Raw genomic sequence first — 15,468 nt, forward strand, 5'->3', positions numbered from 1 at the left:
TATCCGTAATATTACTTTTTACTCAACATCATTAACTGGTATTGAGTACAAATTTTATCAATTACCTCTGGATATTGCTCTATTCCACAAAGTTGAATGACCGTTTGGGTAAGGCCTTTATCTGCAATTAACCTTGCCATTTCATTTGCTTGGGGATCAGTTTCACACCTAAAATGCAATGCAGCTGCAATTCCTATGATCAGATTTTCATTTGATAATTGATATTCAAATGTACCTAATAACGGTTTAATTAGGCGATCATTTGAACTTAATTTTCGCATAGGTTGTCGTCCTACTCGACTAACATCATCTTTTAAATATGGGTTCGCAAAGCGGTTCAGTATTTTATCTATGTATTGATTATGTATTTTCGAATCAAAGCCATAACGTTGAATTAATACTTGCCCGCTTTCTTTCATTGCCGATTTAACGATAGTGTAGATCCTCAAATCGCCAATAGCTTCATTAATTGTTTGGTATCCATATAATTGCCCCAGATAAGCTGTTATTGCATGGCCTGTATTTAACGTAAATAGCTTACGTTCGACAAATGCCATTAGATTATCCGTTAATTCCATTCCTGCGATAATAGGAATATCACCAACAAATTGTGTCTGATCAACAATCCACTCACTAAAGGATTCGACGGTAACATCAAGCGGGTCATCATTCGCTGCATCCATCGGAGGAACAATACGGTCAACTGCTGAGTCTACAAAGCCAATATGCTGCTCAACCCATTGATGCAACTCTTCAGGCAATTGAGCCAATACATGTTGCTTTAATTGGCTAGTTCCTCTCACCATATTTTCACATGCAATAATATTGAGCGGCTGGTTATTCCCCAACGATTTTCTATGAATAATGCCTTTAGCTATCGTTGAGGCAATTTTTTCAAGTACTTGAGGCCCGACTGCTGTTGTAAGCATATCTGCTGTTGCAATAAACTCTATCGTTTTAGAGTCATTACTATTAACAGCGTGAATGTGTTGGACTTTCTCAATACGATTTTCCTGACCAACAACATGAACATTATAAGATTGTTGATGTGCTAGTTGGTCAATTAATGGCTGATTGACATCAGTAAAAGTTACTTGTGAATTTGCGTCTGCTAATAATTTGCCAATAAAACCGCGGCCTATATTTCCTGCACCAAAATGAATGACTTTCATTATTATTCTCCTTATGCTGCACTTTGAGACGCTAAAATTTCGAGTACTTCCTGAACATCTTGGGTTTCACATAAACGCTCAATGACCCCATCTTCATCTAAAGCGGAAGTAATTCGTGTAATAACTTCAATGTGCTCATTATTTTGTGCTGCAATACCAATCACTAAGCGAGCAATTTCATCGGGTTCTTCACCAAATTGTACGCCTTCAGGATATTGGCAAATAACAATGCCAGTTTTTAATACGCGGTCTTTGGCTTCTATTGTTCCGTGAGGTACCGCAATAGACTCTCCAAGATACGTTGGTGTTAGTTTTTCACGAGCTAGCATAGCCTCTATATATTCTGGCTCAACATACCCGCCTTCAACTAACTTCTGCCCTACAAAGCGGATAGCTTGAGTTTTATTTTCTGCCGCCAGATTTAAATGGATGTGCTTCGCACTTAAAGTAAACAAAGCCTCTTCATGTTCGGTTATGTCATATGACTCATCATTAGCCGCAACAATAGTTTGTTTAATTAAATGCCCATCATTAGCTGCCTTAGGATTTTTTTTAGCTATTAAATTCGTGACTAAATCATTATACGTCTGGCTATCTAAGAAGTTTGTTAAAGAAATATGGATTGCATTTGGCGCAAATGATTTCGCTCTTTGCGTTAAATCCCTATGAGTGATAACAATATCAACATTTTCTGGTAAATCGTTGATTGCCATATTAGTGACGGTGATGTCTAGCAAGCCAGCATCACGTACTTTTTTGGCTAATACCCCCGCTCCCATTGCACTTGAACCCATGCCTGCATCGCAAGCGACAATAATGTTGTGCACTTGAGCTAAATTGATAGAAGCATCTTTATTGATTGAATTTACTGATGATGACTTTGATTGCGTTTTCATATTACGCATTTTTTTCGTCGCACTCTCGAGTTCATCATCATCACCAATTCGTGTTCGTTTTAATAAAAGAGCTGAAACGATGAAAGAAACAGCTGTAGCACTTGCGACCGATAAAATAACGCCGATAAGTGATGATTTAGGCGTCATCAGTAGAACTGCAAATATTGAGCCCGGGGATGCAGGAGAGACTAACCCAGCATGAAAAAGGTTCATCACAAATACCCCTGTCATTCCACCCAGAATAACAGCAAGAATTAACCGAGGATTCATTAAGACGTAAGGAAAATAAATTTCATGGATGCCACCAAAAAAGTGAATAATTGCGGCTCCTGGCGCAGACTGCTTAGCATTACCTTTACCAAAAAACATATATGCGAGTAAAACACCTAAACCTGGTCCAGGGTTGGCTTCAATTAAGAAAAAGATGGATGCACCTGTTTCAGACGCTTGCTGAATACCTAGTGGTGAAAAAATACCATGATTGATAGCATTATTAAGAAATAAGATTTTGGCAGGTTCAACAAAAATAGACGTGAGTGGAAGTAAATTATTCTCCACCATCACATTCACACCGGCTGCTAATATCTTGGATAGCCCTGCAACAAGAGGCCCAATTGCTAAATAAGCCAAAATGGCTAATAACATGCCGATAATGCCAGATGAAAAATTATTCACTAACATTTCAAAACCCGTTTTAATTTTGCCTTCTATCCACAAATCAAAACGTTTTATTGCATATCCGCCTAATGGGCCAGCAATCATTGCCCCCATAAACATTGGCATGTCGGCACCAACAATTACGCCCATTGTTGTTATTGCACCAACTATTCCACCCCGCTCTCCACCAACTAAACGGCCACCGGTATAACCGATTAATAGTGGTAGTAAATAGGTGATCATAGGGCCTACAAGTTGAGCTAATGTCTCATTAGGCCACCAGCCAGTTGGGATAAATAACGCAGTAATTAATCCCCAAGCGATAAAAGCACCGATATTAGGCATAACCATATTACTGAGGAAACGCCCAAAATTCTGTACCTTTAATTTGATATTTGATGTTACCATGACAGAACCCCGTGGTACGAGAATGATAAAGTTGTAACGTTATCGCCAAATAACGTCCGTGATTTTTTCAACACTTTCACTCTAGCATGAGCTTTATCAGATTCGCACCACGTGGGCCTTTATGTGATCAAAGTCACCATTACCCCCCTATCCACCCTATATTTATATTGATGCAGTTCACAAAAATTTCGTGTTACTAAATTACATTGCTCTTTTTTTGCACTAAAAAACCATTTTTTGTGATTTTTATCACAAATTAAAAAACGTTATTTATCTTTAAATAGTGACTCTTGTCACAATTAATTTTCAATTTCTCTTTTTTAATCCTATGAGTTGCCATCAAATTCTCATCTGTACAAATATTTTTTTAATTTTGTAATAAAATTACCCAATGTATTTTCTTTGTTTTTTTATACTGCAATAAATCAGATTATCGTTTCTTATGGTCAATGCTTGTTATCGCTATTTGTAAACTTCATTCTTAATTTCATTATTATTATCTTTTGGCGACAATCTTAAATGGAGCTAACTGCAACATGTTATTATCAATACATTATTTAGCCTTGCTTCGCTGAGTGTTCATCGATAAATTACCTCTAATTTTCTTAATTAAAATGTGAATATCATGACGTTAACCGTTATTGTTTTTCTTTTGGTTTATATTGCAATGGGCTTTGGTAAGCTACCTGGCTTCAAAGTTGATAGGACTGGAGCTGCTGTTATTGGCGCTCTAGCCATGATGGCTATCGGCAGTATTACACCTCCTCATGCGTGGAATGCTATCGATTACCGAACGATTGGTATGTTATTTGGGCTTATGGTCGTTTCTGCTTCTTTTGTTGTGTCAGGTTTTTATAGTTGGACCGCAAACCGAGTGGCAATACTAAAAGTTTCTCCCCCAACATTACTCGCGGTTTTAATTCTTGTCGGTGGCTTTCTTTCTGCATTACTCACTAACGATGTTGTTGTTGTCGCCATGACACCATTATTAGTATCAATTAGTTTGTCTCGCGGCTTAAACCCAATTCCATTTTTACTTGGTTTTTGTTTCGCGGCGAATAATGGTGCAGCCGGTTCATTAATTGGTAGCCCACAAAATATGATCGCAGCCCAAGGGCTCGATATCTCGTTTGTTGGCTTATTACAGGCATCAGCAATACCAGCTCTACTTTCTTTACCATTAACATGGTTGGTACTCGTTTGGTTATATCGTAATCGTTGGTATTTGACTAAAGAAAATACGCTAACAACTCCCCCACAAACAACCCAAGAAACATTAAATGTATGGGAAACAGCAAAAGCTGGCGTCATTACCTTCGCAGTCATCATTGCCTTTATTGTGACTGATATTCCTAAAGAACTTATAGCATTGACTGCTGCTGGGTTTTTATTATTAAACCGGTCCATTGCCTCAAGTGATATGCTTAAACTCGTCGACGGTAATCTTCTATTACTCATCATGGGGTTATTTGTTGTTAACGCTGCTTTTGCCGCCACAGGCCTTCCTCAGCAATTATTAACGGATTTACGAAGCTACGGTGTGGATCTCAATAATCCATTAGCCCTATTTTTAGTGACCGGTGTTCTAAGCACTATCGTTGGAAATAATCCCTCCGTTATGTTACTCGTCCCATTCTTAACACCTGATGGTAATGCCGATTCATTAGGCGCAGCTCTTGTATTGGGTTCAGGCTTTTCAAGTAATTTACTGGTCTTCGGTAGCCTTGCTGGAATTATTGTCGTTGAACAATCAGCGGCATATGGTGTAAAAATTTCTTTCAGTGAGTTTTCTAAATCAGGGGGAATTGTCGCGCTATTGTGTATGCTATTAGCCGCTGCATGGATTATATTTGCTTTATAGTCGTTTTAACCAATCTGCTATTACATTAGCAGATTGGTTATAATTATATTGCCTATGGCAGTATTGCAAATGAACGCACAGGAAAACCACTGGCATTATTTGGTTTAGCGACAATATTAAAAATCACGGCACCACGTGTGGGTACTTGGTCTAAATTAGCGAGTAATTCAACTTGGTATGTATCTTGCTCTAATACATAATACTCACCGAGTAATGCATTATTTTTTCGAAAATCTTTTGCTGCATCAGTATCAAATGTTTCATGCCCGATAGCTTTTATTCCACGTTCTTCAAATAAAAATTTAAGGGCGTCCATACCCCAACCCGGTATTTGGTTATTGCCCTCATCATCTTTATTATCCATAAGCTCTTGTGATGGCCAACGTATACTCCAATCGGTGCGTAATGCAACAAAACTCCCAGATTCAATTCGGCCATTTTGTGCTTCAAAATTGAGAATATCATCTCGAGAAAATGCAAAATTTGGATCTTCTTTTGCCCTTTCTGACTGGTCAATAACAATCAATGGCAGAACAAGTTCCTTTAATTCGAGTTCATGTAAATAACGCATTCCTTCGACAAAATGACAAGGAGCATCAATATGAGTGCCATATTGGCCTGGAAATGTAAATTGCTGTGCAAAAAAACCCTCTGGATAACCAAATAATGTTTTAAACTCAGCTGAATCAAACATAAAAAAATGTGGTGAATCTTTATCGAAGCTATGTGTCAAATCAACCCATCTTTTGGATTTTATTACATTAAATGCATCAATTAATTCGTTACTCATACTTTCCCCTGTCAGTTCTATTTTTTACATAAACTTATCTATATTCTATTTTTATAATGCAGCTCTTAATCTATTAAATAACGAAAAAACATCAGATTGTCTACAAATTCAACACGAATATTTTTCACATTAAATCAGTAAGATATTTAGTTTATATAGAAAAAACCACTAATTAATAAAAATTAGTGGTTAACGTAATACTAATAATAAAAAAACAGACTAGGGTTTTATTTAGGATATTTGTTCCAGCTTTCAGGTTCAATAAAACCATCGTAAATACGCTGCGAACGAATATAATCTGCATATTCTTTAGACTCAAAAGCTTCTTTCAAATCTTTTGCCCACTGAGCATCTAGGTCTTTTTGCATGACAGTCACAATAACACGATGCTCTAGCGGTGAATTTTCTACGACCAAGCCATCAGCAATGCGCTGACCTGCACTTGCAACATAGTTGCCATTCACAACGACAAAATCGACATCATCTAATAATCGTAACCCTTGTGCTGCATCAGTTTCTCGGATATCTAAGTTATATTTATCAGGCGAAATATCATTAACACTAAAGCTTAATGTACTCACATTTGGCTTAATTTTAATCCAACCTAACTGTTCCAGAATTCTAGCACCACGTTCTGCATTAACAGGGTCATTAGATAGCGCGACGATCATACCATCTTTCACATCATCCAGTGTTTTATGTTTATTTGACCGCAGACTTTGTGGCGCACTCGGTGAATCTGTCAATGCCACCATGTTAATATTATTCTTTTTGTTATAAGCCTCCATATAGGCGCGGCTTTGATTAACAGAAGCATCGATTGAACCTTCTTCAAAAGCAGGATTAATTTGCCTATTCTGCGAAAATTGGCGCAAATTAACCGTATAACCTTTTTTCTCTAAAATCGGGACGATACCTTTATCCACTTGGTCAATATAATTACCAACACCAAAGCCTATCGTAATTTGTTTTTTATTCGGATTATCTTTTTCATTATTATCACCACAACCTGCCAACGCAACTAAAGCCGTAGTAATTAAAGACAAGCCTATTATTTTTTGTTTTAACATATGTAACAACCCTGTAAAGATATTTTGGGCAGTATAATCATAATTAGAGAGCACGACTTAGACTATATCGTTATAACTTAATACAAAAGTAATATAAGGGCTTAGTTTAATTTCTTTTGGTTATAAGCATATAACAAATAGATCGTTCGATTAGTGATGTGATTGATATGTAATGAAGGAGATAAAAAACGTTTAAAAAAAGTGAGTTACTTTATGACTATTTCCAATAATGATGTAATTAATTATTTAACTAACTTAACACCAGATTCCAGTCTAACTAAGATTCGCCATGAACGTAATGTGGCGACTGAAAATACTCAAGCCGTATTTGAAGCCATTTTTTCAGCGCCCTCGACACGGCTAACAAGTGATGTGAAATATTATTTTGCCCATGAAGTTGCAAAAATTACAGGAAGTCCCCGCCTTGCTGAATTTTATTTGCAATTAATAAACTCAATTCCTGATGAACCGCTTAGCAAACCACTTGCCACAGCAAAAGAATATCTGCAAGTTTTAACACAGTCACCGAAAGACACTCATTACCAATTGATTGCCGAATTAACTAACCAAGGTTGGCAAGAAAGTGACATTATTTTACTTGCTCAATTAATAACTTATGTCACTTATCAAGCTCGGCTAATCGAAGGGATTCTGTTACTGACGGATAGTAGTAATCTTACAAATAGTGCACCTAAAGTTGTTGCAGGTAAGTGGAACCACCAACCTTTAACTCGCAAAGGAAATTCATCCCCAACCGCTTTTACACAAGATAATTTAGGATGGGAAGCTTGGATTTCAGCAAGAGATGTGAAGACATTATCCGCTGAAGAAGCCCAAGTTATGAAAAAATTTGGTCAATTAAACTCTGAATATTTTTTACTACTTGCCCATCAAAGCAAAATTTTAGAATTACGAACTTTAATTGACCGTGGTGTATTTTATACCTCTGAAGGGCTACCTCGCTGGGAACGTGAATTTGCAGCAGCTGTAACTAGTAAAGTTAATGGTTGCATATACTGTGCTTCTGTTCACGCAAGAAAAGCCAGTCAATATGCAAAAGAGCGACGCGCTGATGTTGATAAACTATTAGCAACGGCGACAGGTTCAGTACTTGCAGAAGGTTTTGATGACAGACTACTAGCCATCACAGATTTGGTTGCTTCCTTGTCTGCAACCCCCATCCAAGCCACATCATCACAAATTAAAGAGTTACAAACGCTAGGCTTGTCTGAACTTGAATTACTCGATTTAGTTCAATCAACAGCCTTCTTTTCATGGGCGAACCGCTTAATGTTATCACTAGGAGAACCCTTTGAAATAGCCGAGGGCAAGGAGTAATTCAATGGAACTGATTATGGGTTTAGAGGCATTAGAAGCGCAAATAAAACAAGATTTGCAATATTTAAATTTACCAATAACGTCTTGGTCATTATCAAAAAACTGTCCTGAAAACCAAGTTATTGATGTCGCTATCATTGGCGCGGGCATGTCAGGGATTACAGCAGCTTTCGCTCTGAAATTACGCGGAATTAACGCCATTGTTTTCGATCAGGCCGCTTCTGGCAAAGAAGGCCCATGGCAAAGCCCTGCACTAATGGAAACATTACGTTCACCAAAACATGTGGTTGGCCCTGCACTTGCATCTCCCTCATTAACTTTCCAAGCTTGGTTTAAAGCCCAATTTGGTATTCAAAAATGGGATGAACTTGATAAAATTCCACGTTTGCAATGGGGTGAATACCTGCAATGGTATAAAACCATGACTGAACCCCATGTGCTTAATCAATACCATCTCGTTGATGTACAACTTAATGATAACTACCGTGAATTAATTTTTAATACCCCTGAAGGAACAGTCAGTTATCAAGCACAACATGTTATTTTAGCAACGGGTATGGAGTCTTTTAGTGAGGCCAATATCCCTAGCTTTATGAATGATATTCCAACAGCCTATTGGGAACACTCCTACGCAGGCACTGACTATCGCCGTTTTAAAGGCTTAGATATTGGTGTTGTAGGTTATAGTGCAGGAGCGATGGATAGCTCAGCAACGGCATTAGAAAATGGCGCTAATTCGGTTGAAATTTTGATCCGAGCTAACGATATGCCTCGTGTAAACCGAGGAAAAGTTGCTGGAAGTGCAGGTTTTACCAATGCATATACCTATTTTACCGATGCTCAAAAGTGGCATTACACGGATTATGTTGCTAAAGCTAAAACACCAGCCCCTCACGGAAGTACCTTGAGAGTCTCTCGCCATGAAAATGCTTATTTCAATTTCAATACTCAAGTTAAATTTATTGAAGTAAAAAACAAAAAGTTGCACGTCACGACCACAACAGGCAAATTCATATTAGATTATTTAATCTTGGCAACTGGCTATCGAATTAATTGGGCTAAGGACAGAGCTTTTCATCAATTATCTCCGCTAGTCAAAACATGGGGGGATGCATACACACCATCTTTCCATGAGGAAAATGCAGAGTTAGCTTCACACCCTTATTTAGGTAATCACTTTGAATTTCAAGCTAAAAGCAACTCAGACACATTAAAAATCAATCAGTTATATTGTTTTAATTTAAGCGCATCACTCAGCATGGGGCCCGTTATAGGGTTAATCCCCGGAACGAATGTTGGAGCTGAACGATTGGCTGACCATATTGCCGCTCAATTGTATCTGAACCATCAAGAACAACATCTTGAGCAAGTCAAAAATAGCCAAGAAGCTGAATTATTAGGTGATGAGTGGCTCCCCGCTGCACCACCTTCAGAACGTATGCAATTAACTGATAATGTAGAGTAAATTATGATTACCTTTCAAAATATTCAAAAAGTCTATGAAAAAGATGGGCAGTCTTTAGTTGCATTGCAAGATATTAATTTGCATATCAATAAAGGGGATATCTTTGGATTTATTGGTTATAGCGGAGCGGGTAAAAGCTCACTTATCCGCCTAGTGAATCAATTAGAAAAACCAACCAGTGGTGCTGTTATCATTAATGGCCAAAATATTGCTGAGCATACCCCAGCAGAAACTCGTTCACATAAAAAAAGCATCGGTATGATTTTCCAGCATTTTAATTTACTGGAAACGAAAACTGTCGCACAAAATATTGCGATGCCCTTAGTACTCTCAGGTATCGATAAACAGGAAATCACTCAGCGAGTTGATAGCATTCTTGAATATGTCGAACTTAGCGATAAAAAAAACCAATACCCAGGGCAGTTATCTGGTGGACAAAAACAACGAGTTGGTATTGCTCGCGCTTTGATCAATAACCCACAAATTTTATTATGTGACGAGGCCACCTCAGCACTTGACCCACAAACGACTCGCTCAATTTTGCAATTATTAAAAAAGATTAACCAAGAACAACATATTACTATCTTACTCGTGACTCACGAAATGGAAGTTATTGAACAAATCTGTAACCGTGTTGCTGTTATGGAATCAGGTAAAATTGTCGAAGAAGGAACCGTACTTGATATTTTTGCCAACCCACGCCAAGACACAACCAGAAAGTTTGTAGGAACCGTGTTAAACGAAGAAATTCCAGAGCGCGTTCTACATAACTTAGAACATCAACAAGATGTTTATCGTCTTGAATTTTTAGGAACTTCCGCTCAACAACCTGTTGTTAATGAGTTAATACTGAAAGAAATTGTCAAAATAAATATTTTATTTGCCAACATGAAAGAAATCAGTGGTGTCGTGCTAGGTAGCATGTTTGTCCAATTTATTGGTGATAAAGAAAAAATGGATGAGGCGGTTTCTTTTCTTCGTCAACGTGGGGTTGCTGTCAATAAGGGGGCAATATGACACAATTATTCGAAACCGCTTTAACAACTAAACAGTTTTTATTAGCGATGTCAGAAACCTTTACGATGGTCAGCGTTGCACTCGTATTAGGCTCTATATTTGGGATTCTGTTAGGTATCGTACTTGTTGTAACGAGGCCAGACGGTATTTGGGAAAATAAATGTATTTATCGTATAGTGAACCCTATTATTAATATTATTCGCTCATTGCCTTTTATCATATTATTAGTTGCAATGATCCCCCTAACACGCTTTATGGTTGGAACCTCAATAGGAACAACTGCAGCAATTGTACCATTAGTTATTTTTATTGCTCCTTATACTGCACGTTTAGTTGAAAACTCATTACTCAGCGTACATTCAGGTATTATTGAAGCGGCTGATTCTATGGGAGCAACAAATTGGCAAATTGTTTGGCACTTTATTTTACCTGAGGCGAAGTCATCATTAATCCTAAGTTTAACCGCTGCCAGTATTACTTTAGTTGGTGCAACCGCCATGGCAGGCGCCGTTGGTGGTGGTGGTGTGGGTGACTTAGCTCTAAACTATGGTTACCAGCGTTTTGATAATGTCGCAATGGCTATCACCGTTGTTACATTGGTAATTATCGTTCAAGGCATGCAATTTATTGGCGACTATTTAGCTAAAAAAGCTCGCTATCATTAGTGTAATGGTGAAGGTCGAAAATTTTTTCGGCCTTCTTTATTTTGACCTTACTTTATAAATGCCTATTCCCTCCCTTCAATACTTCTCTCCCCACGCCATAATTATCTTTGATTAAAAAAATATAATAAGCCCACCTCGATGCTTACTTATTCAAATTTATCGTTTTTTTACGTGCTTTAACTCACTTTAATGACAAAAAATGCGATAAATAATCAAATTATTTAAATTTATTTATATTATAATCATGTAGATATACTTTTTAATGGATATTATCGGCTTTTCGCTAAAATAATCTATTCTCAGTGTATATTTAGTTATCTTGCTATTTTGACATTTTTTGCTTTCTACGCGCGCTTTACGATGCATCGTCAGCGTTTTATTCACTTACAGATTAAACTGATTATGCCAACTATTGAACAACTCATTTTATTGATTTCTATACTCATTCTTTTGGGTATTTTCTCTAGCAAATTGTCAGCTAGACTTGGTTTACCCATGCTAGTCATGTTTTTATTTATTGGCATGTTAGCCGGTGAAGATGGGATAGGTAAGATTACGTTTGATAACGTTAATGTTTCGTATGCCGTTGGTTCTCTTGCTCTTGCTTTAATTTTATTTGATGGAGGTCTGCAAACATCCGTAAAGTCAATTCGTTTAGTTTGGAAACCGTCTTTTACACTAGCAACACTTGGCGTTCTTGTAACTGCTGGTGTAACTGGGCTCGCCGCAGCTTATATTCTCGGTGTCCCTCTGCTTGAAGGGCTCCTACTTGGCGCTATCGTCGGTTCTACCGATGCCGCTGCCGTCTTTTCCTTACTGCGCAACGCTGGGATCTATTTAAACGAGCGTCTGCAATCTACTTTAGAAATAGAAAGTGCAACCAATGATCCTACTGCCATATTCTTAACGGTTGGTTTATTACAACTCTTAATGAATCCACAAGCTTCAGGTAGTGAATTAATTTTGCTATTTTTTAGCCAGATGGGAATAGGGACAGTTGTTGGCTTGAGTGTTGGCTGGGTTTCAGTCAAAATTATCAATAAGATTAAGCTACTAGCAACTGGATTATATCCTGTCCTTGTCGCTGCATGTGGACTACTTTCTTTCGGGCTCGCCAGTAACTTAGAAGGCAGTGGTTTCTTATCTATTTTTGTTACCGGTGTGGTAATTGGTAATCATCGGTTTGTTTTTCAACGTAATACATTTTTATTCCATGATGGATTAGCATGGCTAAGCCAAATTATCATGTTCGTTATGTTAGGGTTACTTGTCAACCCAAGTTCTCTTATTGAAGTCTGGCTTGAAGGCTTAGTTATCGCCCTTGTCTTAACTTTTATTGCGAGGCCATTGGCTGTAATACCTGTCCTAAAATTATTTGGTTTTCCAAAACCTGAAATAACATTGATTTCCTGGGTAGGTTTACGTGGCTCAGTGCCTATTATTCTCGCTATTTTCCCGTTTATCTACGGGCTACCTAATGCCCATCTGATTTTTGACGTGGTTTTCTTTGTGGTATTAATCTCAGCAACTTTACAAGGCTCAACCTTGCCTTATGTAGCACGTAAATTGAATTTAATGCAGCCACCTCCATTGATCCCTGCAGCCACTTTAGATATTACCGCAGTAGACCAAATAGATGCTGATTTAGTGGAATATACTTTAGGGGAGGATTGCTCTGCGGTAGGTCGTCGGTTATCACAATTAGCATTACCAGACCAAACTGTCATTGCAATGATTACGCGAGAAAAAAGTGTTTTACCACCAAGGGGGTCAACTATTCTTCACGCTGATGACCATTTATTCGTTGTTCTTAAACCTGAAAACCGTATTTTCCTTGAACGTCTTTTTTCAGAAAAAAATATCTCTGAGCACATACCTATTGAACTACCCGATACAGGGTTAAGTCTAAAAGGAACGACGCGATTAAATGAGATCCAATCCTCTTATGGTATCCAAATTGATAACGGCGATGAAAGGACGCTTAACCAATTTATTTATGCTTCTATATCGAGTCCTTTACAAGATACCGTCATAAAACTAGAACAACTGCAATTAAGAATTGGAGAAATGATCGAAACACGTATCGTCACAGTAATATTAGAGCCAATTCAAGAACAAGAAAGTTAACTAAGCATAAGCACGCCAGAAAAACTCCCCCCATACCGAGTGAAATATTAAGTAATTGTTAGTTTAAGGATATAAAAATAAAAGCCCTTTCGGGCTTTTATTTGTTCTATTATGAAACATAAGCTAAAAATAGCTATTGTCTTATTTAAATCATACACAGCAGATACATTTAATTTACGTTCCCAATTGAAATAATTAAGAACGAAAGTTAATTACGTTTCATTCTGAGACAATATGGATATTTGGTTATACAAGGGTATATGCAGAGCTTTCAAACCCTTTATCACCTGTGCTCTCATCTACTTGAGTATCATCTTGTAGGACTTCACTAAAAAACTCACCCATGTTAACGTCTAAAACTTTTAACACTCGAACAAGGCAATCTATATCAATACGATTAACACCGCGCTCGTAACGAAATAGCTGCTGTTCACTTATATCTATCTCTTTAGCTAACTGAAAAACAGTAAAGCCTTGAGCTCTTCTAAGGGCTTTTATTTTTTGTCCAACTGCACAAGCGACAGGATATTTCGTGTTCATAAACATTCTCGCTTCAATTTATATTAAGGAAATAAAAATTAGCAGATAATTATCTACATATTTTATTTTTATATTTATGTGTATAACATTTGATAATGCTATAGTCGATTCAGCATATATCGGAAAGAATGATATACTACCATTATAATTAGTTTCAACTAGTCCTAAATTGACATTGCAACTATGTAACAAAGTATTTCACTCTATACACTTCATGTTTAAAATCAAAATAGTGCTGTAATATCACCTAGTTACGCACAAAATGAGTAATACCTCATGCTTATATTCCATAAGACACCCACCTTTCTTTGGAATATTTATCTAAAAAAGACCCATATAGCCGATGTATAATCTAAAAACAAAGGAAATAAACAGAATTATTTAACACTGTAACAATATTAATGTTATTGATACAATTTAAGTTGGAGAAATGTGATAAACCCAATTTAGATGGTACTTTTATGTAAAAAATAGTAAAAACAATCAATTTTATCTCTAAAACTCTCTGATTCGACAAAATATCAGTACGCTAAAAAGCCAGTTAACCTGTTACAATTAGCGAAATAGTAAATTTTTAAAGTAGCAAGAATAGAATTTATAATATTCAAGTACCAAACATAACAAAACCATAACGTTAAGAAAGCTTATTATTCATTTTACTAGATGAGCATCACAAAATTATGAAAAATGACTTTCATCGACAATCTAATTTGGTTATTACTAGTTTCTATTTTTTACAGTACGCAAATTGCTATAATATTTCAAAAACAAACACGATCTCAGAGTTTATAACCAAGATGTAGTATCTCACATTTACGATATAATAAAAATAGTTTATAAAAAATTGATATGTACTTTCTCTATTCCACAAAATAGCAATTAGACATTCATTTATACAATTTTATTTTGTCATTTATGCCTAATTAAATCATTATAGTCTATCGCTTACTCCTTTATTATCTATTAGTAGTAAAATATATTCTGCTAATGCCATATAGAAATATAGGTGTAAGAACGAAATGATCATTGCAAAGCGTATTCTGAATTATTCTACATATCAGCCAAGCAGTATAATTGCTAATTACTTTAATCCTTGTTGAGTCCTTTAAGAAATGAAACTGCCATAATATGTGTATATTCGCTAGATTTAGTCTGCAATAACACTATGCCTGGATGGTAGCTCATGTCGGATTTACCCTACGGACTGAACCTGCAACCAGCTTGTCGAGGTATGGCTTAACGACTGAGTGTTTACTTAGGAATATATCGATGTTGTTTGGTTAGATTTGTTTACTTGGATTGGAACTGAGATGGTGGGTCGTGCAGGATTTAAATCCTTCGGATTTCCCCTACGGGCTGAACCTGCAACCAGCTTACCGAGGTATGACTTAGCGACTAAGCATTTACTTAGTAATGTATTGATGTTGTTTGGTTAGATTTATTTACTTGAATTGAATTGATA

The 15,468-nt window shown here is 36.9% G+C and carries 12 protein-coding genes; 7 read left to right on the top strand and 5 right to left on the bottom strand.

Annotated features, from left to right (window positions below; genetic code table 11):
• Positions 1–11: 11 nt before the first annotated feature.
• Both PSF28_RS13925 and PSF28_RS13930 read right to left on the bottom strand, forming a co-directional pair.
• On the bottom strand, positions 12–1,172 hold the full coding sequence (locus tag PSF28_RS13925) for a mannitol-1-phosphate 5-dehydrogenase (protein ID WP_210840222.1): 1,161 nt from the start codon (positions 1,170–1,172) through the stop codon (positions 12–14).
• Between the two features lie 11 nt (positions 1,173–1,183).
• Complete coding sequence (locus tag PSF28_RS13930) at positions 1,184–3,133, bottom strand: PTS mannitol transporter subunit IICBA (RefSeq protein ID WP_272683820.1); 1,950 nt, start codon at positions 3,131–3,133, stop codon at positions 1,184–1,186.
• A 625-nt stretch (positions 3,134–3,758) separates the two neighbouring features.
• On the opposite strand from PSF28_RS13930, the gene PSF28_RS13935 reads away from it, so the two are divergent.
• Positions 3,759–4,994, top strand: coding sequence for an SLC13 family permease (locus PSF28_RS13935; protein WP_210840224.1), 1,236 nt, complete (start codon positions 3,759–3,761; stop codon positions 4,992–4,994).
• Between the two features lie 52 nt (positions 4,995–5,046).
• Here the strand turns inward: PSF28_RS13935 and PSF28_RS13940 are convergent, their stop codons facing one another.
• Both PSF28_RS13940 and PSF28_RS13945 read right to left on the bottom strand, forming a co-directional pair.
• Entirely contained in the window at positions 5,047–5,784 is a 738-nt protein-coding gene (locus PSF28_RS13940) for a cyclase family protein (protein ID WP_210840225.1), read from the bottom strand.
• Positions 5,785–6,011: 227 nt separating this feature from the next.
• On the bottom strand, positions 6,012–6,854 hold the full coding sequence (locus PSF28_RS13945) for a MetQ/NlpA family ABC transporter substrate-binding protein (protein ID WP_272685216.1): 843 nt from the start codon (positions 6,852–6,854) through the stop codon (positions 6,012–6,014).
• 213 nt (positions 6,855–7,067) lie between these two features.
• Here PSF28_RS13945 and PSF28_RS13950 point away from each other — a divergent pair, with 213 nt between their 5' ends.
• From PSF28_RS13950 to PSF28_RS13970, 5 genes are all read left to right on the top strand, one after another.
• Positions 7,068–8,192: a CMD domain-containing protein gene (locus tag PSF28_RS13950; RefSeq protein ID WP_210840391.1), complete on the top strand. Its 1,125-nt coding sequence runs from the start codon at positions 7,068–7,070 to the stop codon at positions 8,190–8,192.
• A 4-nt stretch (positions 8,193–8,196) separates the two neighbouring features.
• Positions 8,197–9,657 carry an NAD(P)-binding domain-containing protein gene (locus PSF28_RS13955; protein ID WP_004912549.1) on the top strand — a complete coding sequence of 487 codons (1,461 nt, stop codon included), beginning with the start codon at positions 8,197–8,199 and terminating at the stop codon, positions 9,655–9,657.
• 3 nt (positions 9,658–9,660) lie between these two features.
• Positions 9,661–10,674, top strand: a complete 1,014-nt coding sequence (locus PSF28_RS13960; RefSeq protein ID WP_109911499.1) for a methionine ABC transporter ATP-binding protein — start codon at positions 9,661–9,663, stop codon at positions 10,672–10,674.
• Positions 10,671–11,339, top strand: coding sequence for a methionine ABC transporter permease (locus PSF28_RS13965; protein ID WP_004264861.1), 669 nt, complete (start codon positions 10,671–10,673; stop codon positions 11,337–11,339). The genes PSF28_RS13960 and PSF28_RS13965 overlap by 4 nt, the downstream gene beginning before the upstream one ends.
• Before the next feature lie 360 nt (positions 11,340–11,699).
• On the top strand, positions 11,700–13,466 hold the full coding sequence (locus PSF28_RS13970; RefSeq protein WP_226537920.1) for a potassium/proton antiporter: 1,767 nt from the start codon (positions 11,700–11,702) through the stop codon (positions 13,464–13,466).
• A 246-nt stretch (positions 13,467–13,712) separates the two neighbouring features.
• Here PSF28_RS13970 and PSF28_RS13975 read toward each other — a convergent pair whose 3' ends face one another.
• Positions 13,713–14,006: a helix-turn-helix domain-containing protein gene (locus tag PSF28_RS13975; protein ID WP_004912555.1), complete on the bottom strand. Its 294-nt coding sequence runs from the start codon at positions 14,004–14,006 to the stop codon at positions 13,713–13,715.
• Positions 14,007–15,316: 1,310 nt separating this feature from the next.
• On the opposite strand from PSF28_RS13975, the gene PSF28_RS13980 reads away from it, so the two are divergent.
• Positions 15,317–15,442, top strand: coding sequence for a hypothetical protein (locus PSF28_RS13980; protein WP_272685217.1), 126 nt, complete (start codon positions 15,317–15,319; stop codon positions 15,440–15,442).
• The last annotated feature ends 26 nt before the right edge of the window (positions 15,443–15,468 follow it).

The sequence above is a fragment of the Providencia sp. PROV130 genome, from assembly GCF_028482225.1.
Classification (GTDB): Bacteria; Pseudomonadota; Gammaproteobacteria; order Enterobacterales; family Enterobacteriaceae; genus Providencia; species Providencia rettgeri.